19 protein-coding genes are annotated in these 21825 nt (G+C 72.8%); 10 read left to right on the top strand and 9 right to left on the bottom strand.

All coding sequences use genetic code 11. From position 1 onward, the window contains the following. Window positions 1-33: 33 nt before the first annotated feature. From ABD220_RS00140 to ABD220_RS00115, 6 genes are all read right to left on the bottom strand, one after another. Window positions 34-918: a LysR family transcriptional regulator gene (locus ABD220_RS00140; protein ID WP_344118723.1), complete on the bottom strand. Its 885-nt coding sequence runs from the start codon at window positions 916-918 to the stop codon at window positions 34-36. A 106-nt stretch (window positions 919-1024) separates the two neighbouring features. Next, the gene (locus ABD220_RS00135; RefSeq protein WP_344118720.1) at window positions 1025-1426 is read right to left on the bottom strand and encodes a universal stress protein; all 402 of its coding nucleotides are present in this window, start codon (window positions 1424-1426) and stop codon (window positions 1025-1027) included. After that, window positions 1423-2958: a tripartite tricarboxylate transporter permease gene (locus ABD220_RS00130; protein WP_344118718.1), complete on the bottom strand. Its 1536-nt coding sequence runs from the start codon at window positions 2956-2958 to the stop codon at window positions 1423-1425. Before ABD220_RS00130 ends, ABD220_RS00135 begins: the two co-directional genes overlap by 4 nt. Window positions 2959-2968: 10 nt before the next feature. Continuing rightward, window positions 2969-3565: a tripartite tricarboxylate transporter TctB family protein gene (locus ABD220_RS00125; protein WP_344118716.1), complete on the bottom strand. Its 597-nt coding sequence runs from the start codon at window positions 3563-3565 to the stop codon at window positions 2969-2971. Continuing rightward, window positions 3565-4578 carry a tripartite tricarboxylate transporter substrate binding protein gene (locus tag ABD220_RS00120; RefSeq protein WP_344118715.1) on the bottom strand — a complete coding sequence of 338 codons (1014 nt, stop codon included), beginning with the start codon at window positions 4576-4578 and terminating at the stop codon, window positions 3565-3567. The genes ABD220_RS00125 and ABD220_RS00120 overlap by 1 nt, the downstream gene beginning before the upstream one ends. A gap of 217 nt (window positions 4579-4795) precedes the next feature. After that, window positions 4796-5794, bottom strand: coding sequence for a LacI family DNA-binding transcriptional regulator (locus ABD220_RS00115; RefSeq protein ID WP_344118714.1), 999 nt, complete (start codon window positions 5792-5794; stop codon window positions 4796-4798). 154 nt (window positions 5795-5948) lie between these two features. On the opposite strand from ABD220_RS00115, the gene ABD220_RS00110 reads away from it, so the two are divergent. The 10 genes from ABD220_RS00110 to ABD220_RS00065 all read left to right on the top strand — a co-directional run bounded on the left by ABD220_RS00110 (window position 5949) and on the right by ABD220_RS00065 (window position 17359). Next, window positions 5949-7151 (top strand): Gfo/Idh/MocA family protein, encoded by a 1203-nt coding sequence (locus ABD220_RS00110; protein WP_344118713.1) that lies wholly within the window; start codon window positions 5949-5951, stop codon window positions 7149-7151. Then, window positions 7148-8401, top strand: coding sequence for a dihydrodipicolinate synthase family protein (locus ABD220_RS00105; protein WP_344118711.1), 1254 nt, complete (start codon window positions 7148-7150; stop codon window positions 8399-8401). Before ABD220_RS00110 ends, ABD220_RS00105 begins: the two co-directional genes overlap by 4 nt. After that, entirely contained in the window at window positions 8398-9297 is a 900-nt protein-coding gene (locus ABD220_RS00100; RefSeq protein WP_344118709.1) for a sugar phosphate isomerase/epimerase family protein, read from the top strand. The genes ABD220_RS00105 and ABD220_RS00100 overlap by 4 nt, the downstream gene beginning before the upstream one ends. Window positions 9298-9337: 40 nt before the next feature. Continuing rightward, the gene (locus ABD220_RS00095; protein ID WP_344118708.1) at window positions 9338-10474 is read left to right on the top strand and encodes a glycerate kinase; all 1137 of its coding nucleotides are present in this window, start codon (window positions 9338-9340) and stop codon (window positions 10472-10474) included. A gap of 203 nt (window positions 10475-10677) precedes the next feature. After that, window positions 10678-11634 (top strand): carbohydrate ABC transporter permease, encoded by a 957-nt coding sequence (locus tag ABD220_RS00090; protein ID WP_344118707.1) that lies wholly within the window; start codon window positions 10678-10680, stop codon window positions 11632-11634. Continuing rightward, window positions 11627-12571 (top strand): carbohydrate ABC transporter permease, encoded by a 945-nt coding sequence (locus tag ABD220_RS00085; protein WP_344118705.1) that lies wholly within the window; start codon window positions 11627-11629, stop codon window positions 12569-12571. The genes ABD220_RS00090 and ABD220_RS00085 overlap by 8 nt, the downstream gene beginning before the upstream one ends. Window positions 12572-12665: 94 nt before the next feature. After that, window positions 12666-14054 carry a Gfo/Idh/MocA family oxidoreductase gene (locus ABD220_RS00080; protein ID WP_344118703.1) on the top strand — a complete coding sequence of 463 codons (1389 nt, stop codon included), beginning with the start codon at window positions 12666-12668 and terminating at the stop codon, window positions 14052-14054. Continuing rightward, the gene (locus ABD220_RS00075; RefSeq protein ID WP_344118702.1) at window positions 14051-15016 is read left to right on the top strand and encodes an NAD-dependent epimerase/dehydratase family protein; all 966 of its coding nucleotides are present in this window, start codon (window positions 14051-14053) and stop codon (window positions 15014-15016) included. Before ABD220_RS00080 ends, ABD220_RS00075 begins: the two co-directional genes overlap by 4 nt. Beyond that, window positions 15013-16104, top strand: coding sequence for a mandelate racemase/muconate lactonizing enzyme family protein (locus tag ABD220_RS00070; protein WP_344118700.1), 1092 nt, complete (start codon window positions 15013-15015; stop codon window positions 16102-16104). Before ABD220_RS00075 ends, ABD220_RS00070 begins: the two co-directional genes overlap by 4 nt. Before the next feature lie 307 nt (window positions 16105-16411). Continuing rightward, a complete protein-coding gene (locus tag ABD220_RS00065) occupies window positions 16412-17359 on the top strand; it encodes a helix-turn-helix domain-containing protein (RefSeq protein WP_344118698.1) in 948 nt (315 codons plus the stop codon). A gap of 415 nt (window positions 17360-17774) precedes the next feature. Here ABD220_RS00065 and ABD220_RS00060 read toward each other — a convergent pair whose 3' ends face one another. From ABD220_RS00060 to ABD220_RS00050, 3 genes are all read right to left on the bottom strand, one after another. Further along, entirely contained in the window at window positions 17775-18839 is a 1065-nt protein-coding gene (locus ABD220_RS00060) for a M24 family metallopeptidase (protein ID WP_344118696.1), read from the bottom strand. Continuing rightward, window positions 18836-20857, bottom strand: a complete 2022-nt coding sequence (locus tag ABD220_RS00055; protein ID WP_344118694.1) for a DUF6807 family protein — start codon at window positions 20855-20857, stop codon at window positions 18836-18838. The genes ABD220_RS00060 and ABD220_RS00055 overlap by 4 nt, the downstream gene beginning before the upstream one ends. A 204-nt stretch (window positions 20858-21061) precedes the next feature. After that, window positions 21062-21825 (bottom strand): ABC transporter ATP-binding protein (locus ABD220_RS00050; RefSeq protein WP_344118692.1); only part of this gene is annotated, 764 nt, incomplete at its 5' end.

Below are 21825 nucleotides of genomic sequence, written 5' to 3'. Positions count from 1 at the left end.
GAGGTGATGCCCCGAAGGTATCGATTCGGCGGATCAGTGCGACTGGGTGCGGAGCAGCTCGAGCAGGTGGTGAAGGGCAGGGTTCCTGGAGGAGCGGTCCCAGAGGGCATGCAGCTCGACGGCGCCTGCGGAGCCGCCGGCCAGCCGGAGATAGGCGACACCGTCGATGCCGAGGAGGCGGGCCGACTCCGGGACGAAGGCGATCCCGCGGCCGGCGGCCACGAGCGCCACCATGGTGAGGACCTGGCTGACGGTGTGGACCACGTTGCGGTGCTCGACCTCCACGATCCGCACCACATGGTCGTAGAAGTACCGGGCCTTGGTGGGGGAGTGCATGATCAGCGGGAGCTCCCTGAGGTCGGCCGACGTGACGGGCCGTCGGAGGGTGCTCAGCGGGTGGTCGGCCGGGACGGCGACGTAGAGTTCCTCCGCGAGCAGCAGTTGCGACTCGAAGAGCTCGGTGTCGAAGGGCGGACGGGCGAGCCCGAGATCGAGGTCGCCGTTCTCGAGCGCCTGCAGCTGCTCACTGGTCACCAGCTCCTGGAGGTCGACGTCGACGTCCGGCAGCACCTGCTCGATCTCGCTGAGCAGGTGGCCCAGCAGGCTGAACCCGGAGGCGGCCGTGAAGCCGATCCGCAGCACCCCGGACCGCCCGGCGGCGATCCGGCGCGCCAGCACCGGCGCCCGGTCGGCGGCGACCACCAGCTTGCGGGCCTCGACCAGGAACGCCCGGCCGGCGGCGGTGAGAGCCACTCGGCGGTTGTCCCGCTCCAGCAGTTCCACCCCCACCGACTTCTCCAGCTTCTGGATCTGCCGGCTCAGCGGAGGCTGCGTCATGTTGAGCCGTGCCGCGGCGCGGCCGAAGTGCAGCTCCTCCGCGACGGCGATGAAACTGCGGGCTTGGTCCAGGGTGAACACGATGACCTCCCGCTGTGCCTGTCCTACCCCTGCATGCTACTCGGCGACGAAGAGGTCCTCCGGTCGCTGCGGAACGGCGCAGCGACCGGAGGACCTCTTCCGGGGGTCAGTGCTTCTCGGGGACCTTGACGGCCAGGACCGGTCGGTCCATCTGCAGCAGGATGCGCTGGGCATGGCTGCCCATGATGAACTTGCCGACCTGGGAGCGCCGGCGGAGTCCGATCACCACCAGGGACGCCTCCGTCTCCTCCGCCAGCCGCAGGAACTCCTCCGCCAGATCCGCACCGTGCTCGGAGCGGCGGATCGTTGCCTCGACCCCGGCGGCGCGAGCCCGCCCGAGAAGTTCCTCGACCTCCTCATCGGACGCCAGGGCGGCGTCGACGGTTGCTCCCTGTCGCGGCGAGTTGAGGATGACGAGGCCGGTGCTCCGCAACCGGGCCTCCTCGAGTCCGGCCGTCAGAGCGGCTTCTCCCTCGGGGGTGGGGACGTATCCGACGAGAATGGTCATGATTCCACGTTCTCCTTGGTGCGCGCTTCGTCAGAGGCGGGCTCGGGGTTCCGGAACTTCTTGAACAGGGCCTTGGCGGGGGGCAGGAGTGCGACGACGAGGAACACCGTGAGCAGGGTCGCGGCGATCGGCCGGTCCAGGAACCCCGTGACGTCACCGCCGAAGACGAGCAGTGACCGGCGCATGCTCTCCTCGAGCAGCGAGCCCAGCACGAACGCGAGCACGAGCGGGCCGGGCTCGAACCCGAACTTCTTCATGCCGTACCCCAGGACGCCGAACAGGATGACCAGCAGGATGTCGAAGATGCTGTTGTTGATCGTGTAGGCGCCCATGAAGGTGATCAGCACCGTGATGGGGGCCAGGATCGAGGGGCGCACCTGGAGGATCTTCACGAACAGTCCCACCAGGGGGATGCTCATGATGAGCAGCAGGATGTTGCCGATGTACATCGAGTTCACCACGCCCCAGAACAGGTCCGGGCGTTCGTCGACGAGCTGGGGCCCCGGGGTGATGCCCTGGATCAGCAGCGCGCCGAACATCACCGCCATCGTGGCGTTGGCGGGGATGCCGAGTGTCAGCAGCGGGATGAAGGACGAGGTGGCGGCGGCGTTGTTGGCCGTTTCCGGGCCGGCGACGCCCTCGATGGCGCCTCGGCCGAACCGGGACGGGTCCTTGGCGCGACGCTTCTCGATGCCGTAGGAGGCCATCGAGGAGATCGTCGCGCCACCGCCGGGCAGGATGCCGAGGAAGAAGCCCAGGACGCCGCCGCGGCCGATCGCCCCCGAGGCCTCCTTGAAGTCGTGGCGCGAGGGCCACACGTTCTTGACCTTCGCCGGTGCCGAGGCGGCCTTGTGGCGCTGCTCCAGGTTGTAGAGGATCTCGCCCAGTCCGAAGACGCCCATGGCGATGGGGATGAACTGCAGGCCGTCGGCCAGGCTGAGGTTGTCGAAGGTGAAGCGCGGAGCGCCGGTGAAGGCGTCACGTCCCACCGTGGCCAGCAGCAGCCCGAGGCAGGCGGCGATGAGCGCCTTGACGATGTGGCCGCTGCTGATGGTAGCCACCAGCAGGATGCCCAGGAGGGTCAGTGCGGCGTACTCGGGGGGCCCGAAGTCCAGCGCGAACCTGGCCACCACGGGGGCCACGAAGCTCAGGGCGATGATCGACATGGTGCCGCCGATGAAGGAGGCGATGGCGGCGATGCCGAGTGCGGTGCCGGCCCGTCCTTGTCTGGCCATCGCGTACCCGTCCAGGACGGTCACCGCGGACGACGCCTCCCCGGGAAGGCGGAGCAGGACCGCGGTGATGGTTCCTCCGTAGAGGGCGCCGTAGAAGATCCCGGCCAGCATGATGATCGCCGTGACCGGTTCCATGCCGTAGGAGATGGGCAGGAGGATCGCGATCGTCGCCGCCGGGCCCAGCCCGGGCAGCACGCCGATGACCATGCCCACCACGACGCCGATCAGGCAGAACAGCAGGTTCTCGGGCTGCAGCACCACGCCGAAGCCCTCCAGAACCGGAGTCAGGTTGTCCATGGGTTGTTCCTTAGAAGAGGTGGGGAAGGGGCACTCGGAGCGCCAGCACGAAGATGGCGTAGAAGGCCGCGGTGATGAGTGCCCCGATGATGATCGAGAGCCGCCAGGACTCCCCGCCGAGGAACTTCATCCACACGAGCAGGAGCAGGAAGGACGGGATCTCGAAACCGATGACCGGCAACAGGAACGTGGCTCCGACCAGGGAGACGACGCCCACGAGCACGGCCGCGCTCTGCCGGGTGAACTTCTCGGTGTCCTGCAGCCGGCGCCCGGTGAACAGCAGGGTGATGCCCAGCGCCGTGATGACCACCGAGATCGCGAAGGGCCAGGTGCCCGCGGTCGGACCGGCCGCGGAGCCGATGCCCAGGGAGAGCGAGTTGATGATGCCGAAGGCGCCGAAGGCGATCACCACCAGGGCGGCTCCGGTGTTGGCGAGGGGGCCGGCGCGAGGAGCGTCCTCGTCCGGGATGTAGCCGTCCTCCGCGGCGAGCACCGCGTGCGGGAAGGTGTCCTCGTCCCGGTGTTCGCCCGGCGTTGCGTCCGTGTCTTGGCGTGGGGCCGGCGTCGAGCCGGAGCGCGCCGGGGCACTGTCGAAGGAGCTGGACACTAGTTCCCCCCGCCCAGGTCGATGTCGTAGGTCTCGGCCATGGTCCGGTACCGCTCGGCGTACTCGGTCCAGTCCTCCTTGACCTGCTCCCCGGAGATCTCCTCGGGGGTGAGCATGTTCTGCTCGTTGAACTGCTGGTACTCCTCGGTGGCGAACGTGGCCTCCAGGGCCTCCCGCAGCCTCTCCTTGGCGGGCTCGGGAGTGCCGGCAGGAGCGGCGATGGCACGGTACTGGGACACCGGGACGTCGTAGCCGGCCTCGACAGCGGTCGGGGTGTCCGGGAGGAACTCGTTGCGCTCCTCGGAGAACACCACGATGGGACGCAGCGTGCCCGCCTTGATCTGGGGCATCGCCTCGCCCAGCTGCACCGTGGCGAGCTCCACCTGCTTGCCGAGCACGGCGGCCATCGCCGGCGCGCCGCTGTCGAAGGGGATGTCACGGCCCTGGACGTCCGCCTGGGCGAACAGCGCGGCCTGGGCGAGCTGGCTGGCGGTGCCCACCCCGGCGGTGCCGTAGGTGATCTCGCCGTCGGCCGAGACGATGTCCTCCACGGTCTCGTACTCGGTGTCCGCGTGCGTGATCAGCACGTAGTCGTCGCGGGACAGACCGGCGATGATGTCGAGATCCTCCAGGTCCACCGCTTCGTTCTCCCCGACGGCCAGGGGAGTGACGGTGATCAGGGAGGCGTTGAGCAGGATGAGGTTGTGCCCGTCGGCAGGCTGGCCGATCACCTCCTGGGTGGCGAGGGCCCCGTTGGCGCCCGGCTTGTTGACCACCGGCACGGCCACGCCCAGGTCCTCGGAGACCCCGGAAGCCACGGCGCGCGCGATCAGGTCCGTGCTGCCCCCGGCGGCCTGGCCCACGTTGAGGGTGACCGGCCCCGTCGGGAAGTCGGAGCCGTCCCCTGCTCCCGCTCCGTTGGTGATGTTGCCGCAGGCGGCCAGCGAGACCGCCGAGACGATCGCGGTGCCGGCCATCAGCATGGACCGGCGGAAGCGTGCAGGTGCGTGCATGTTCTCTCCTTGTAGAGCGCTGAGCTGAAGTGGGATCGCGTCCCGTGGTGCGTGAGACGGATCACAGGAAAAATCCTCGGCTCCGAGCGTAGGAACTCCGCTTGATGCTTGTCCAAGCCCTAATAGGCATGGTCTGATGCACGAGTGGCATGGTGCCTTCGAGGGGCGCCGGCATTCCAGTGCCACGGCGCCCCGAGGGGCGGACGTGTGGGCCGGGTCAGGCGCTCTCGCGCCGCACGATCTCGCCCACCACGTGCTGGATCCGGACCTCGTCGTGGCTCAGGGCGATGTCCGCGGCGGCCTCCCCGATCTGCTCGAGGGGGAAGCGCACGGTGGTCAGGCCGGGGGAGAAGTCGCGCAGGTTGGGGATGTCGTCGAAGCCGGCCACCCACAGGTCGTCCGGCACGAGCAGTCCGGCGTGCCGGAAGCCGGCGATCGCGCCCAGTGCCATGACGTCGTTGCCGACGACCACCGTGAGCCCGCGGACGGCATCGGGGCCGAGCCGCTCCAGCAGTCCCCTGGCGGCCTCGTAGCCGCCCTGGCTGTTGAAGCCCTCCGTCAGCTCGGCCTCGGCCGTCAGGCCGGCCCGTTCCAGGGCCCAGTAGAAGCCCGCCCGGCGCTCCGCCGCGCTGGCCAGCTCCTCGGGGCCGCCCAGGAAGGCGAAGCGGGTCCGGCCGGCCCTGATCAGCATGTCCGTGAGGCCGGCGCCGGCGCCGCGGTTGTCGATGGTGACGGACCCGGCGCCCTCGAGCCAGGCCTGCCCGATGGTCACCACCCGGCCCCCGTTCTTCTGGTAGCGGGTGAGTTCGGCGAGCAGCCGGGGGTCGATCTCCCGCCGGCGCGAACCGGCCATGATGATCGCGTCGGTGCGGTGAGCCGCGAAGGCCGCGACGGCGTCGAGCTGGTCGGTGCCGTCGGTGGCGGCCAGCAGCAGCTGGCGCCGGTCGGCGCGGGCCCGGCGCTGCACACCCTTGGCGATCGAGGAGAAGTAGGGGTCGGCGATGTCGTGGACCACGAGCCCGACCAGTCCGGTGGTGGACCGCGCCAGCGCCTGCGCCTGGGCGTTGGCCACGTAGCCGAGGGTCTCCGCGGCGTTCCGGACACGCTCCGCGATGTGCTCGGCCGGCCGTCGGTCCGATCCGTTGAGCACCCGGGAGGCCGTGGCCAGGGACACCCCGGCCTCCCGGGCCACCTGGGAGAGGGTCACTGCGCTCATCGTCCGGTCCTGCTTCCTCCTCACCGCATCGGGTGGGGTCTCGTCCCCCGCCCCGGGGGAGTCCGGCGACGGGCACGTGTTGACAGTCACACTGAGCCAACCCTAGAGTGGAAAGCGCTTTCCTACAAATTTCCCGAACCACCTGGAGTTGATGATGTCCGAACCCCGAGTCCTCCGCATCGCCATGAACGGCATCACCGGGCGCATGGGCTACCGCCAGCACCTGCTGCGCTCGATCCTGCCCATCCGGGACCAGGGGGGCGTGACCCTGCCGGACGGCAGCCGCGTGACCGTGGAGCCGATCCTCGTGGGCCGCAACGAGGCCAAGGTCGCCGAGCTGGCACGCCGGCACGGCGTGGAGCACTGGACCACCGATCTCGACGCGGTCCTCGAGGACCCCTCCGTGGACGTCGTCTTCGACGCCTCCATGACCAGCCTCCGGGCGGAGACGCTGAAGAAGGCCATGCGCGCGGGCAAGCACGTCTACACCGAGAAGCCGACCGCCGAGACCCTGGAGGAGGCGGTCGAGCTGGCGCAGATCGCCCAGGAGCGCGGCGTCACCGCCGGCGTGGTCCACGACAAGCTCTACCTCCCCGGGCTCGTGAAGCTGCGGCGGCTCGTGGACGAGGGCTTCTTCGGCCGGATCCTGTCCCTGCGCGGCGAGTTCGGGTACTGGGTCTTCGAGGGCGAGCACCAGGAGGCCCAGCGCCCGTCCTGGAACTACCGGCGCGAGGACGGCGGGTCCATGACCGTCGACATGTACTGCCACTGGAACTACGTCCTCGAGGGCATCGTGGGACCGGTCCGGTCCGTCACCTCGAAGGCCGTGACGCACATCCCCGCGCGCTGGGACGAGCAGGGCCACGAGTACCCGGCCACCGCCGACGACGCCGCCTACGGCGTCTTCGAGCTGGAGACCCCCGAGGGCGACCCCGTGGTCGCCCAGATCAACTCCTCCTGGGCCGTTCGCGTGTACCGCGACGAGCTCGTGGAGTTCCAGGTGGACGGCACCCACGGCTCGGCGGTCGCCGGGCTGAACAAGTGCGTGGCCCAGCAGCGCGCCCACACGCCCAAGCCGGTGTGGAACCCGGACCTGCCCGTCACCGACTCCTTCCGCGACCAGTGGCTGGAGGTCCCGGCCAACGCGGAGCTGGACAACGGCTTCAAGGCGCAGTGGGAGGAGTTCCTGGCCGACGTCGTCGCGGGCCGCGAGCACCGCTTCGGGCTGCTCTCCGCCGCACGCGGGGTGCAGCTGGCCGAACTGGGCCTGCGCTCCTCGGCCGAGCGCCGCACCATCGACATCCCGGCGATCGAGCTGGCCCCGGCCGGGCGCCGCACCGCCGAGGCCGTCCGATGAGCGCCGTGCTCCTGCCCGACGGCAGCGGCTCCCTGACCGAGCACGTGCTCTCCGGACCGGGGAACTGGACCCGGCCGCAGGCACCCCTCGCCGCGCGCAAGGCCTACGCCGCCGCGCACGTGGTGCCGCTCGCGCTCGGGGACAACACCCCCGGGGCGCCCGCGCAGCTCGACTGGGACGCGACCCTGGGCTTCCGCCACGACATCTGGTCCTACGGGCTGGGGGTGGCCGACGCCATGGACACCGCCCAGCGCGGGATGGGCCTGGACTGGCCGGCCACCCAGCAGCTGATCCGGCGCTCGACCGCCGAGGCCTCGGCGGCGCTGGCCACCGGGAACCCGGCCCTGGAGGGCAGGACCGTCCGCGACCTCATCGCCTGCGGGGCGGGCACGGACCAGCTGGACCCGGCGGGCGTCGCGGCCGGGGAGGCCGGGCTGCGCGCCGTGGTCGAGGCCTACCGGGAGCAGGTCGAGGTGGTCGAGGGCGCCGGGGCCAAGGTCATCCTGATGGCGTCCCGGGCGCTCGTGCGGGCCGCCCGGGATGCCGACGACTACCTGCGGGTCTACTCCCAGCTGCTGGACGAGGTCCGGCACCCGGTGGTGCTGCACTGGCTCGGGACGATGTTCGACCCTGCGCTGGCCGGATACTGGGGGACCGACGCCGTGGACACGGCCACGGAGACCTTCCTCGAGCTCATCCGGTCCCACCCGGGCAAGGTCGACGGCGTCAAGGTGTCCCTCCTGGACGCCGCGCACGAGACCCGGCTGCGGGCGGCGCTGCCGGAGGGGGTCCGCCTCTACACCGGCGACGACTTCAACTACCCCGAGCTCATCGACGGCGACGGCACCCGGCACTCCGACGCGCTGCTGGGCATCTTCGCGGGCATCTACCCGGCCGCGTCCACTGCGCTGCAGGCCTACGACGCGGGGGAGCCCGGCCGGGCGCGGGCCGTCCTGGACGCCACCGAGGAGCTGGGGCGCCACGTCTTCAGCGCCCCGACCTTCTACTACAAGTGCGGCATCGCGTTCCTGTCCTGGCTCAACGGCAGCCAGCCCGGCTTCCAGATGGTCGGCGGGCTGCACTCGGGCCGTTCCGTGCCGCACCTGGTCGAGGTGTTCCGGCTGGCCGACCGGGCCGGGCTGCTGCTCGACCCGGAGCTCGCCGCGCGGCGGATGACCACCTTCCTGGACGGAGCGGGTCTCGGGGCGCCGGTCCTCGCGGCGGCCGGCAGCACCGGAGGTGCGGCATGAGCGCGGACTTCCAGCTGTCCCTGAACACGGGCACCACGCGCAACCTGACCCTGCAGGAGGCCGTGGACGCCACCGCCCGGGCCGGGCTGAGCCACATCGGCGTGTGGCGCGACCGCGTCGCCGAGGCCGGGCTCGAGAACGCGGCCCGGATCATCTCCCGGGCCGGTCTGCAGGTCTCCAGCCTGTGCCGCGGCGGCTTCCTCACGGCGGCCGACGAAGCCGGGCAGCGTGCCGCGCTCGAGAGCAACCGGGCCGCGATCCGGGAGGCCCGGACCCTGGGCACGAGCGAGCTGATCATGGTCGTGGGCGGCCTCCCCGCGGCCGCCCACGTCCTGGGCGGCGAGGGCGACCGGGGGGACAAGGACGTCGTGGCGGCCCGCGAGCGCGTGGCCGAACGGCTCGCCGAGCTCGTCCCCTACGCCCGGGAGCACGGCGTGCGCCTGGTGCTCGAGGCGCTCCACCCCATGTACGCGGCCGACCGGGCCGTGCTCTCCACGCTCGAGCAGGCCCTGGACCTCGCGGCACCGCACCCGGTGGACGCCGTGGGCGTCGTCGTGGACACCTTCCACGTCTGGTGGGACCCCGCCCTGGAGGCCCAGGTCGCCCGGGCCGGGGCGGAGGGCCGGCTGGCGTCCTACCAGGTCTGCGACTTCAACCTGCCGATCGCAGCCGACGCCCTGCTGTCCCGCGGGATGATGGGGGACGGGGTGATCGACTTCGGCACGATCGGGCGCTGGGTCGCCGCCGCCGGCTACACGGGCCCCGTCGAGGTCGAGATCTTCAACCAGGAGATCTTCGACCAGGACCCGGACACCACGCTCGCCGTCATGAAGGAGCGCTGGGAGTCCCTCGTGCTGCCGTCCCTGACCGGCGCACCTGCTCGCGCGACCACCTGACGTGGGCCCGCACGAGCTCGGCGACCGCCCCCGGGTGGTCGTGGCCCCTGACAAGTTCAAGGGGTCGCTGACGGCGGCCGAGGCCGCCACCGCGCTCGCGGCCGGGGTGCGGCGGCACTGGCCGGGGGCCCGGGTCCGTGCCGTGCCCCTGGCCGACGGGGGCGAGGGCACGGTCGACGCCGCGGTGGCGGCCGGCGCACGGTTGCGCCGCACCGCCGTCCGGGGCGCCGTGGAGGGCCGGGTGCGGGCGCGGTGGGCGGTGCTCACGGCACCCTCGGGCGCCACCACCGCGGTGATCGAGTCCGCCCAGGCGAGCGGTCTGGACCAGGTGCGCCCGAGTCCCGCGACGGCCCGCGCGGCGCACAGCTACGGCTGCGGCCAGCTGATCCGGGCGGCGCTGGACGCCGGGGCGACCGACGTCGTCGTCGGGCTCGGCGGCTCGGCGATGACGGACGGGGGCTCGGGCGCCCTGCGGGCGCTCGGCCTGGAGGTCCTCGGCGACGACGGCGCCCCCGTGCCCCTGGGCGGGGAGGGCCTGCTGTCCGCCGCCCGCCTGGACGTCTCCGCCCTGGACCCGAGGCTCCGGTCGGTGCGGCTGCGGCTGGCCGTGGACGTGCGGAACCCGCTGCACGGCCCCGACGGGGCCGCGCACGTCTTCGCCGGGCAGAAGGGCGCCGACCTCGCCGCCCGGCGCGAGCTGGACGCCGCACTCCGGCGCTGGGCCGGGCTGCTGGCCGGGCTCGAGGGCGCCCGTCCCTTCCTGCTCCCGGGGGCCGGCGCCGCCGGCGGCTTCCCATCCGGCTTCCTGGCCCTGACCCCGGCCACGCTCGAACGCGGCTTCGACCTCGTGTCCTCCCTCGTGGGGCTCGAGGAGCAGCTCGAGGACGCGGACCTGCTCGTCGTCGGCGAGGGGTCGCTGGACGACCAGTCGCTGCAGGGCAAGGCGCCGCTCGCCGCGGCCGCCCTCGCCGCGGGCCGGGGCGTGCCCGTCGTGGCCGTGGCCGGGCGGCTGGCCCTGTCCGAGGAGCAGCTGCGCGGCGCGGGGATCCTGGCCGCTGCCTCGCTCGTGGACGTCGCGCCCTCCGTCCGGGCCGCACAGGACGAGGCGGAGCGCTACGGCCCGCCGGCAACGGTGGAGGCACTGCGCCTCCTGACCGGTGCGCCGTCCGTCCCCTGACGGTGCGCCGCCCCGCGTCCGGGGCCGACACCACCGTAGATTTGTGGTTGACGTCACAGTGACCGACCACTAGCCTGGACGCAACGCAGCTCTGGAAAACGCTTTCCCACTTCTTCCGAGGAGATACCGATGACATCGAGCCACATCCACGCTGGACCGCACCGGGCGCCCCGGTCGCGGACGGTCCGGGCGGTGGTCCCGGAATGAGCGTCGTCGAGGAGATCACCCGGAAGGGCCTGCCCGAGGGGCAGCCCCAGGGCAGGAGGCCCCGGGGCAGGACCCGGGCGGAGCGGCGGGACAACAAGGCGGCGGCGGTCTTCCTGGGGCCGTGGATCGTGGGGCTGGTGGTCATCACCCTGGGCCCCATGCTGATGTCCCTCTACCTCTCGTTCACCGACTACAACCTCATGCGGGCGCCCGACTGGATCGGGACGGAGAACTTCTCCCGGATGCTGGCGGACGAGCGGCTGCACAACTCGCTGCAGGTGACCTTCACGTACGTCTTCGTCGGGGTGCCGCTGCAGCTCATGCTGGCCCTGGCGATCGCCATGGTGCTCGACCGGGGCCTGCGCGGCCTCGCGTTCTACCGCTCCGTGTTCTACCTGCCCTCGCTGCTCGGCTCCTCGGTGGCCATCGCCATCCTCTGGAAGCAGCTCTTCGGCACCAGCGGACTGGTCAACCAGGTCCTGGCCCTCGTGGGCATCGAGGGCATCGGCTGGATCGCGGACCCCCGGACCGCCCTCGGCAGCATCATCCTGCTGCACGTGTGGACCTTCGGCGCGCCGATGATCATCTTCCTCGCGGGCCTGCGCCAGATCCCCACCATGTACTACGAGGCGGCCTCCATCGACGGCGCCGGCAGGATCACGCAGTTCTTCCGGATCACGCTGCCGCTGCTGAGCCCGATCATCTTCTTCAACCTGGTGCTGCAGATTATCCAGGCGTTCCAGTCCTTCACGCAGGCGTTCATCGTCTCCGGCGGCCGGGGAGGCCCGTCCGACTCGACGATGTTCTTCACGCTCTACCTGTACCAGACGGGCTTCGGCCGCTTCGACATGGGCTACGCCGCGGCCATGGCCTGGCTGCTGCTCGTCATCATCGGGGCGTTCACCGCGCTCAACTTCATCGCGTCTAAGTATTGGGTGTTCTACGATGACTAATCCGACAATCACCGACAGCCCCACCCGGGCGGCCGATCAGGACCTCGTCCCGGCGCAGCACGGGGGCGCGCAGAGCGCGCCGCAGCCGAAGCCCCGCGGCCCCGGCCCCCGGGCACGGATCCGCTCCCTGCTCAAGCACCTGGCGCTGATCCTCACCGGCGGCGTGATGATCTATCCGCTGCTGTGGATGGTGGCCAGCTCCCTGCGACCCGACGACATCATCTTCCGCGAGCCCGGGATCCTGCTCCAGACGCTCGAGACCGCGAACTACTCGGACGGCTGGGGCGCCCTGTCCAACCCGTTCAACGTGTACCTGTTCAACTCCGCGGTGGTGGTGCTCGGGTGCATCGTCGGCAACCTGGTCTCCTGCTCCATGGCGGCCTACGCGTTCGCCCGGCTGGAGTTCCGCTTCAAGAAGCCGGCCTTCGCCCTCATGCTCCTCACGATCATGCTGCCGTTCCACGTGGTGATCGTGCCGCAGTACATCATGTTCTCCCAGATCGGGTGGGTGAACACCTTCTGGCCCCTGATCGTCCCGAAGCTGCTCGCCACCGACGCGTTCTTCGTGTTCCTCATGGTGCAGTTCATCCGCGGCATCCCCAAGGACATGGACGAGGCGGCGCGGATCGACGGCGCCGGGCACGCCCGGATCTTCGGGCAGATCATCCTGCCGATGATGGTCCCGGCCCTGGCCACCACCACGATCTTCACGTTCATCTGGACCTGGAACGACTTCTTCAGCGCCCTGATCTACCTGACCGACCCGAACATGTTCACCGTCCCCGTGGCCCTGCGGGCCTTCGTGGACGCCACCGGGGAGTCCTCGTGGGGATCCCTGTTCGCGATGTCGATCGTGTCCCTGCTGCCGGTGTTCATCGCCTTCCTCGTGGGACAGAAGTTCCTCGTCAAGGGCATCGCCACCACGGGCATCAAGTAACGGACCCCGGCGTCCCCGGCCCGCCCGGACCGGGGACAGGCCGCCGGTCCCGGCCACCCCACCGCACACCCACCCCCAGAACCAGGAGCCATCGATGGACAGCGCAGAGCACAGCGGCACGGGCGGCACGGCAGGGCCGGGGAGGCGGACCCGGTACGTCCTGGTCGGCACCGGCAACCGGTGCGAGATGTACATCCGCTCCCTGCTGGACGACCACGCCGACGTCGCCGAGCTGGTGGCGGTGGGCGACACCAACCCCGGCCGGGCCGAGCACTACCGCCGGCTGGCCGAGGAGATCTCGGGCGTCCGGATCGGCGTCCTGGACCCCGCGGAGCTCTCCCGGACCGTCCGGGAGCAGGGCATCGACCGCGTCATCATCACCACCCCGGACTGGACCCACGCCGACTACATCTGCGAGACGCTGCACGCCGGGGCCGACGCCGTCGTCGAGAAGCCCCTGACCGTGGACGCGGAGGGCTGCCGCCGCATCGGCGCGGCCGTCGAGGAGACCGGCCGCCACGTGGTGGTGACCTTCAACTACCGGTACTCCCCGCGCAACACCGCGCTCAAGGACGTGGTCCGGTCCGGACGGATCGGCACGGTGACCTCCGTGGACTTCAGCTGGATGCTCGACACCGTGCACGGCGCCGACTACTTCCGCCGCTGGCACCGGCAGAAGGAGAACTCCGGCGGGCTGCTGGTGCACAAGTCCTCCCACCACTTCGACCTGGTCAACTGGTGGCTGGCCGACAGCCCCGAGCGGGTCTTCGCCTCGGGCGGGCTGCGGTTCTACGGCCGGGAGAACGCCGAGGCCCGGGCGCGCGCGGGCGCCCCGGGGCACGACGTGGAGGGCGGCGACCCCTTCGCCCTGGACCTGCGCACCGACGAGCGCCTGAGCCGGCTCTACCTCGATCACCAGCACCACGACGGGTACCGCCGGGACCAGGACGTGTTCTCCGACGGGATCAGCATCGAGGACAACCTGGCGCTCGTGGTCGACTACGCGCGGGGCGCCACCCTCTCCTACTCCCTCAACGCGCACTCCCCGTGGGAGGGGTACCGGGTCGCCGTCAACGGCACCGAGGGCCGCGCCGAGCTGGAGGTCGTCGAACGGGCGGCCGTGCTCCCCGCCGGCGGCGGCTCCCCGGTGGACCCCTCGGTCACGGTGGGCCCCCACCGGGGCGGGGCCCGCAGCCGCGGCGAGCGCCTCACCGTCCAGCGCCACTGGGGCGCAGCCGAGGAGGTCCCCATCCGCAACGGGGCGGGCAGCCACGGGGGCGGGGACCGCCTGCTGCTGGCGGACGTCTTCCGGGGCCCCGGCGAGGACCCGTACGGCCGGCCCTCCGGCTACCGGGACGGCGTGGCGGCGGTGGCCGTGGGCATCGCCGGCAACCGGTCCCTCGAGTCCGGGCTGCCCGTCCGGATCGCCGAGCTGGACCTGGGTGCGGCGGCCGGGGCGCACCGGAGCGAGGTCCCGGCATGAGCCGCGTCCTCGTCACCGGCGGCGCGGGCCGGCTCGGCCGCAGCGTGGTCGCCGGGCTCGCCGAGGCCGGGTACGACGTCGTCAGCGTCGACCGGTCCCTGCCCGCCGATTCCCGCTCCGCCGACCAGCACCCCGCCGTGGAGCACCGCGGCGCGGAGCTCACCGACCCGGACGCCACGCACGCGCTGATGCGCAGCACCCGCCCGGACGCCGTGATCAACCTGGCGGCCATCGCCGTCCCGTTCAGCGCCCCCGAGCACGTCATCCTGCGGACCAACGCGGTGATCGCGCACAACGTGGCCGGCGCGGCGACGGAGGCCGGGGTGCGGCGGATCGTGATGGCCAGCAGTCCCACGGTGCTGGGCTACGGCTCCCCGGCGGGCTGGCTCCCGCCGGCGTTCCCGCTGACCGAGGAGACCCCGCCCCGGCCGTGGCACGCCTACGGGGTGTCCAAGCACGTGGCGGAACAGGTCGCGCAGATGTTCGCCGCGGCCCGGGGCGAGGCCGTGCGCTACGCGTCCTTCCGCCCCTGCTACGTGATCGCCCCCGAGGAGTGGGAGGGCGCCCCGACCCAGCAGGGCCACACCGTGCGGGAGCGGCTCGACGACCCCGCGCTCGCGGCGCCGGCGCTGTTCAACTACGTGGACGCCCGCGACGTCACGTCCTTCCTGGAGGCGCTGCTCGAGCGGATGGGCGCGATCCGCAACGGCGACACCTTCCTCGTAGGCGCGGCCGACGCCCTGGCCCGGCGCCCGCTCGCCGAGCTGATCCCCGAGTTCGTCCCGGGGAGCGAGGAGCTCGCGGCGGAGCTGACCGGCACGGCCCCCGCCTTCAGCATCGACAAGGCCCACCGGGTCCTGGGCTGGGAGCCGGCGCGCAGCTGGCGCACCGAGCTCCGGCAGGATCTCGCCGCGTCCGGGGAGCCCGCGGGCGCCGGCCGGCCCGGGAAGGACACCGCATGAGCATCGCCGCCCTGCACACGGAACTCATCACGGCCCGGCTGCTGCGCAGCTGGGGGCCGGAGGCACCGCAGAACCACCTCGTCGCCGTCACGGTCGTGGCCGACGACGGCGCCACCGGCACCGGCTTCTCCTGGACCCCGACCATCGGGGCGACGGCCGTGAAGGCCCTCCTCGACGACGACCTCGCGGCCTTCGTGCGCGGGCGCTCCGAGAACCCCGAAGCCCTCTGGGACGATGCCTGGAAGTACCTGCACGAGGGCGGCGCCGGGCTGACCGGCGTGGCGCTCGCCGGTGTGGACCTGGCGCTGTGGGATCTCCGGGCGCGGCGGGCGGGAGTCTCGATCACCTCCCTGCTGGGCCGGCGGCAGGAGAGCGTGGCCGTCTACGGCTCGGGCGTGAACCTGCACTACGGACTGGACGAGCTGCAGGACCAGGTGCGCCGGTGGGTCGCCGCCGGCTTCGGCGCCGTCAAGATCAAGGTGGGCAAGGCCGAGCTGCGCGAGGACGTGGAGCGCGTGGCCGCCGTGCGGGAGCTGCTCGGGCCGGACCGCGGGCTCATGATCGACGCCAACCAGCGGTGGGACCTGCCCACGGCGCGCCGAGCCCTGGACGCGCTGGCCGAGTTCGGGCCGTCGTGGCTCGAGGAGCCGCTGCGCGCGGACGACCTCGAGGGCTACCGGCAGCTCCGCCGGTTCAGCCGGGTCCCGATCGCCCTGGGGGAGAACCTGCACAACATCTACCGCTTCCGGGACTTCATCACGGCCGGCGCCGTGGACGTCGTCCAGCCGAACATCGTCCGGGTGGGCGGTATCACGCCGTTCCGGCGGATCGTGGAGCTGGCGCGCGCGCACAACGTGGGGATCGCCCCGCACCTGCTGCCGGACCTCTCGGGGCAGCTGGCCCTGACCCTCGCCGAGCCCACCATGGTGGAGGTCGTGGAGGACGCGGGGTTCGCCGACCTCGGCGTCCTCGCCGGCCCGTCCCCGGTCGTGGTGACGGGCTCGCGGCTGGAGACCCGGGACCTGCCCGGTCTGGGCCTGGTCCTGCAGCAGCAGGTGCTGCCCGCCGCGCAGGGGGTCATGGCCTAGCACCGGGGACCCCGGCGCCGCGGGGCGTCCGTCCCCGGCCGGTGGCGCCCCGCGGACCCGCAGGCCTCCGCCGATCCGGCGCAGCACCGGCACCCGTGAGCCACCACCGGGCCCCACCGGCTCGAGGCCCGGTGGTGGTTGCCGGTCGCCGGAGCCGGGGAGGATCATGGGACGCAGCACCACCTCCATCCGCTGCGCCTCGATGTCGAGGATCCCGACATGACCCTCCACGCGCCACCCCTCCACCGGTGCACCCGGCCGATCCTCACCGTTCCCGGTCCGGGACGCGGGCCGGGGGGTGGGCCCCGTGGGTGAGGCCTTCCGCCTCGAGTTCACGGCCGCCGACCCGGAGGCCGTGCGGTTGCTGTTCGACACGATCGGGGCGCGCTTCTCCTTCCAGCCCTCCGAGCGCGGCCTGTCCTACCGGGAGGACCGCGCCGGGGACGAGGACGTGGCCCTGGCGCGGGTGGAGGTGATCGGGTCCTACTCCTCGTGGGGGGACACGCAGATGTTCAGCGTCATCGACCGCACCAGCGGCCGGTGCGACTGGTCCACCCGCACCGAGTCCGGCACCGGGATCGGGGCCCCGGTGCTGATCACTCCCCGCAGCCCGACCCTGTTCGTGGTGGACTCCCTGCAGACCAGCAACGTCTACCTCACCGAGGCCCTGGTGCAGGACATCGCCGAGACGGTCTACGGCACCGAGAACACCCCGGTGACCTTCGCCTCCTCCCACCCGGCCACCCCCCGGCTGGGGCGGTACTGGTCCTCTCTGACCCGGCTGGCCCAGGAGAGCGTGGACTCGGGGGCCTTCGAGGCACCCCTGGTGCGCGCCGGGCTCACGCGGCACCTGGGCGTGGCCCTGCTCGAGTGCTTCCCGCTGACCGGGGACCAGGAGCTGCGCACGCTGTCCATGGCCGCCCAGACCCGCCGCTACCGCATCGCCAAGCAGTTCATCGACGACCACGCCCACGAGCCGATCACCGTCGACGACGCGGCGCGGGCGGCGAACACCCCCACCCCCGCGCTGGCGCAGGCCTTCCGCGCGAACCATCCGCACCTGCTCAGCCCCACCGAGTACCTGTACCGGGCGCGGTTGGCAGGGGCCCACGCCGAGCTGCTGAACGCCGATCCCACCGCCGGGCACACCGTGGCCGGCATTGCCACCCGCTGGGGCTTCGCCGACCCCGGGCGCTTCGCCGGGGCCTATCGCGCCGCCTACGGGGTGCCTCCCAGCACCACCCTGTACCGATGACTCCGCAGCCGGCCCGTCGGGGCCCGGGGCAGCAGCACCCGTGGCGGCTCGGCACCCGGTGCCACCACCGGTGGACGCCCCCGGCGGAGACCGCCGCACCCACGAGGGTGTTCGCTGTCGCACCGCAATGTGTCGGGCGGAACCGCTGATGTTGCAGCCCGGCTTGAAGGCCATGTGACCCAGTGCACATCATGGTCGGCGGAAGGACGCGCCGCCCACGGGTCGGCCAGGGCCCCGGTGGCGCCTTCCTGACCGGCAGGACGTCGCCCGGGACAACGGAGTCCGCGCGGCCCACGGCCGGTCACCGCCCACGGGGGGACAGTGCTGGGGACGGAACGTGCTGAGGGGGGGCGTTCCGCCTCCGGCCACCCCGCCCCTGTCTCCTCGCTCGTGCCGGCCCCGGACCCGGCGCGGTTCAGCGCTCCAGCACGGCCGGGCGGTCCCGGCCCCGGACCCGCATCACGGGCCAGGCGGGATCCACGGACAGGGACCGCACCCCGCCGGGAGCCAGCAGCACCGTGTCCTCGATCTTCGCCCCCGGCGCGGACGGGTTCCACGTGAAGGCCTGGTGCTCGTGCACGAGATCCGGCACGCCGGGGGCGAGCCGGGGATCCCGTCCGGCGTACCCGGCGGGCCCGCCCTGGTGGTGCCGGGTCCACTCCGCGGCGTCGAAGCCGTGGCGCGGATAGGAGTGCCGGAGCACCGGCAGCAGGTCCGCGAGGGGCAGCCCGGGGCACAGCGCATCGAGGACGTCGGCCTCGACCTCCGCGATCCTCGCCTCCGCGTCCACCTCGGCGGGGTGCGCCGGGCCGAACCGCACCCACCGGGTCACGTTGGCGATCAGCCCGCCGCGGCGGGCGCAGACGACCGCCATCGCACGCCGCCCCAGCGGCCCGGCGGTGGGAAGGGGGTGGCGGTGGGGCAGGCGGTCGGCGCCGCCGCACAGCACCACCAGGGGTTCCGCGCCGGCGCGCACCAGACCCGCGGTCAGCTCGGCGGCGAGCTCCCGTTCGGTGGTGCGCGGGGCCGCCCGGCTCAGGACGTCCGTGAGCACGGCCGCGGCGTCCCGGCACAGCCGTTCGTAGCGCTGCGCCTCGCCGGGCAGCAGGGAGGCCCGCGCCGCCCGCAGCGGCGCGGCGACGCAGTCCTCGGAGACGACGGCCATGGAGCGCGCCCCGGGGAACCAGCCCTCCGGGGTCGCCAGGGACCCGTGCCAGGGCACCTCGTGCAGCCGGACGTCCGCGGGCAGCTCCTCGGCCACCAGGCGGGCGGCCTCGTTGGCGGAGGTCACGACCTCGTCGCCGTCCCGGTGCACCAGGACGGCGGCCACCGGCGGGCCGGCGAGCGAGACGTGCACGCGCGCCCCGTCCAGGTACCAGGACACGGCGGAGTGGCTCTGCAGCAGCACGGCGTCGACACCGTGCCCATCGAGGACCCGCAGGACCCGCCGGCGCTTCTCCGCCCGCTCCGGGGCGCTCACGCGTCCCGGCCCCGGGCCGCGTCCCCGAGCAGGGCCTCCACCCGGGCGGCGTCGAGGCGGCCGTCGACGACGAGCACGCGCACCTCCCGCTCGACCGGCCGGGTCGGCGTCGTCGTGACGGCCGCGTCCCAGGCCAGGGCGAGGCCCACCCCCGGGTACCCGGAGTGCCGGACGAACCAGGGGTCGGCCGCGTCGTCACCGCGCCGGAGGACCAGGGTCGCGGGGCCCCCCGCCACGTCGGCGGAGAAGGCCAGCCACGGGGACGTGCTGCCGTGCACGGCCTCCTCGCCCACTGCGTCCGCGGTGAAGACGTCCGCGTCCGCGCAGGCGGGGAGCCGCCAGAAGAACCCGCCGTAGCCGCCGCCGACCCGCCCGTTGGAGCCGGGGCTGCCGAGCCGGACCGGACGGTCACCGGCGGGGGAGAGGCGGAAGCGCAGGCCGAGCTCCCAGGCGTGCTCGTGCACGGGACGGAACGTCCAGCGCCGCTCCTCGATCAGCACCACGGTGCCGTCCGGGCCCGTCCAGGCGAGCTCCTCGTCCAGGCGGTCGCCGGCGTGGTGGGCGGCGACGCGCACCACGTGGCCGTGGTCCTCCCGCCACACGTAGCGCCGGGCCTCCCGGGTGTAGGTGCGCCCGCCCCAGAAGTTCAGGCCGTCCACGTCCTGGAGCGCCGTGCAGACCCCCAGGTGCCAGACGTGGTCCAGGGGCTGCTGGTCCGTGACGGTGACCCCGCCGAGGGTCCGGACGGGGTGCAGGAACGGGCGGGGGGACGCGGTCGGGGCGACGTCCTCGCCCGTGCGGACCTGCGCGACCTCACGGCCCGCCACGACGAAGCGCTCCCCGGCCGGGGCGGGCTCCGCCCACGGCGCCCCGAGCCCGGCGAAGCCCGACTGGGCCTTGACGGCACGGGCCGCCCAGTCCTCGACGCCGGGCAGCACGGCCCGGCGTGCGCCGCTCTCCTCGTGCCACCGCACGTGCTCCGGGGCGATCGGCACGGGGTCCGGGGCGGTGCGCACGGCGTCGAGCACGCGCATGAACGCCCCCGTGGCAGCCAGGGGGCAGAGCAGCGCGGTGCCGTGGCGGCGGGCATCGATGAGGTTCTCCAGCAGGTTCGTGCGCCCGGAGGTGATGGTCCGCGTGCCCCCGGGCCCCGAGACGGTCAGCTCGTCGCGGGTGTAGTGGAGCACGGCCTGTCCCTCCGTCCCGTCGATCGTGATGAAGGGGTCCTGCTGCTGGTCGGCACACAGTGTCAGGGCGCAGGTGACGGGGACGCCGGCCGCCGTGCGGACCTGCACGACGGAGGTGTCGTCGGACTCGATCGCGTTGGCGCGGTACAGCTCGGTGCGCAGCAGCGCGACGTCCTCGGCGGTCCGGGCCCCGGCGATCCGCAGGGCGGTCATGACCGCGTGGGCCAGCGGGTTGGTGACCACGCCGTCCACCACGTCCACGCCGCCGATGCGGCGCCGGCCGGCCCACGGGGACCGGGTGAAGTAGTCGGTGTCCCGGGACCACAGCCCCGTGGCGCCCACCGCGCGCAGCCGCCCGATCTCCCCGCTCGCGAGCACCTGGTCGATCAGCTCCAGCGCGTGGGAGCCCAGGCTCTGGAAGCCCACCTGGACCAGACGGTCCGCGTCCTCGGCGGCCTCGAGGAGGCGGCCGAACTGCTCGAGGTTCGCCACCGGCGGCTTCTCGAGCAGGACGTCGGCCCCCAGGTCCAGCGCCGCCAGGGCGAGCTCGAAGTGGGTGTCGATCGGGGTGGAGACCACCACCACGTCGACGGCGAGGCCGGCTGCCCGCAGCTGCTCCAGATCGCCGAACATCGGCACGTCGGGCCCGAGCGCCCCGTCGTCGACCCGTCGGTCGACGGCCGCCACCAGGCTGACGCGGCCCTCGTCCTCCAGCCGGCGGATGTTCTCCAGGTGCCGCTCGCCGAAGCCGCCGATCCCTACCAGACAGACGCGGACGGGGACCTCACGGGGGAGGCCCGCAGGTGGGACGGGAGCGGTCTGGACATGCACGGAGGTCTCCTCGGACGCGGTGGGAATGCGCTTTCCAACGTATCGACTGGGTATTCGGTGTGTCAACAGTCACACCTGGGCGTCGGCTCGGCCGCCGACACGCCGCAGGCCCCGATCCGGTGATCGGAGCCTGCGGGGCCGCGGCGCCCTGCCCGTCGGGGGAGGGCGCCGCGGTCCTGGGGGTTCTCGTTCGTGGTCGGGTGGTCAGTCGGGCAGGCGGGTGCCGGTGGTGGTGTCGAAGAGGTGGACGTGGGCCAGGTCCGGGGTCACCCAGATGGTCTGTCCGGCCTTCGGCGGGGTGCGGCCCTCGGCCCGGACGATGATCTCGTGGGCGCCTTCGGCGTCCTCGTCGACCTGGCCGGTGGGGTCCACCGGCACGATGGTGTTGGCGGCGGTGACCGGGGCGAGGTGGCCGTAGACGAAGGCGTCGGCGCCGAGTTCTTCGACCACGTCGGCCTCGATCGGCAGCCCGGTGCCCTCGGGTGCGGGGTGGAGGTCCTCGGGGCGGATTCCCACGGTGACCATGTCCCCGGTCAGGTGCTCCTGCTGCTGGCGGGTCAGCTCCAGGCGCAGGGTGCCGAAGGTCGCCGCCCCGCCGGCCACGGGCACCCGGAACAGGTTCATCGCCGGCGAGCCGATGAACCCGGCGACGAACTCCGTGGCCGGGGCGTCGTAGAGCGCCCGGGGGGTGTCGACCTGCATCAGCAGTCCGTCCTTGAGCACCGCGACCCGGTCGCCCATGGTCATCGCCTCGACCTGGTCGTGGGTGACGTAGACGGTGGTCACCCCCAGCCGGCGGGTGAGGGAGGCGATCTGGGTGCGGGTCTGCACCCGCAGCTTCGCGTCCAGGTTCGACAGGGGTTCGTCCATCAGGAACACCTGCGGGGACCGGACGATGGCCCTCCCCATGGCCACGCGCTGGCGCTGGCCGCCGGAGAGGGCCTTGGGCTTGCGGTCGAGGTAGTCGC

This window comes from Kocuria aegyptia, from assembly GCF_039530085.1.
GTDB lineage: Bacteria > Actinomycetota > Actinomycetes > Actinomycetales > Micrococcaceae > Kocuria > Kocuria aegyptia.
The sequence above is the reverse complement of the archived record's forward strand: the minus strand, read 5'-3'. Positions and strand labels throughout refer to the sequence as shown.

What these genes read in the sequence shown, in the direction of transcription:
- ABD220_RS00110 (WP_344118713.1), top strand. Translation starts at nt 5,949, where the DNA reads ATGTCCGAACCCCGAGTCCTCCGCATCGCCATGAACGGCATCACCGGG.
- ABD220_RS00115 (WP_344118714.1), bottom strand. Translation starts at nt 5,794, where the DNA reads ATGAGCGCAGTGACCCTCTCCCAGGTGGCCCGGGAGGCCGGGGTGTCC.
- ABD220_RS00075 (WP_344118702.1), top strand. Translation starts at nt 14,051, where the DNA reads ATGAGCCGCGTCCTCGTCACCGGCGGCGCGGGCCGGCTCGGCCGCAGC.
- ABD220_RS00130 (WP_344118718.1), bottom strand. Translation starts at nt 2,958, where the DNA reads ATGGACAACCTGACTCCGGTTCTGGAGGGCTTCGGCGTGGTGCTGCAG.
- ABD220_RS00070 (WP_344118700.1), top strand. Translation starts at nt 15,013, where the DNA reads ATGAGCATCGCCGCCCTGCACACGGAACTCATCACGGCCCGGCTGCTG.
- ABD220_RS00135 (WP_344118720.1), bottom strand. Translation starts at nt 1,426, where the DNA reads ATGACCATTCTCGTCGGATACGTCCCCACCCCCGAGGGAGAAGCCGCT.
- ABD220_RS00090 (WP_344118707.1), top strand. Translation starts at nt 10,678, where the DNA reads ATGAGCGTCGTCGAGGAGATCACCCGGAAGGGCCTGCCCGAGGGGCAG.
- ABD220_RS00120 (WP_344118715.1), bottom strand. Translation starts at nt 4,578, where the DNA reads ATGCACGCACCTGCACGCTTCCGCCGGTCCATGCTGATGGCCGGCACC.
- ABD220_RS00080 (WP_344118703.1), top strand. Translation starts at nt 12,666, where the DNA reads ATGGACAGCGCAGAGCACAGCGGCACGGGCGGCACGGCAGGGCCGGGG.
- ABD220_RS00085 (WP_344118705.1), top strand. Translation starts at nt 11,627, where the DNA reads ATGACTAATCCGACAATCACCGACAGCCCCACCCGGGCGGCCGATCAG.
- ABD220_RS00105 (WP_344118711.1), top strand. Translation starts at nt 7,148, where the DNA reads ATGAGCGCCGTGCTCCTGCCCGACGGCAGCGGCTCCCTGACCGAGCAC.
- ABD220_RS00100 (WP_344118709.1), top strand. Translation starts at nt 8,398, where the DNA reads ATGAGCGCGGACTTCCAGCTGTCCCTGAACACGGGCACCACGCGCAAC.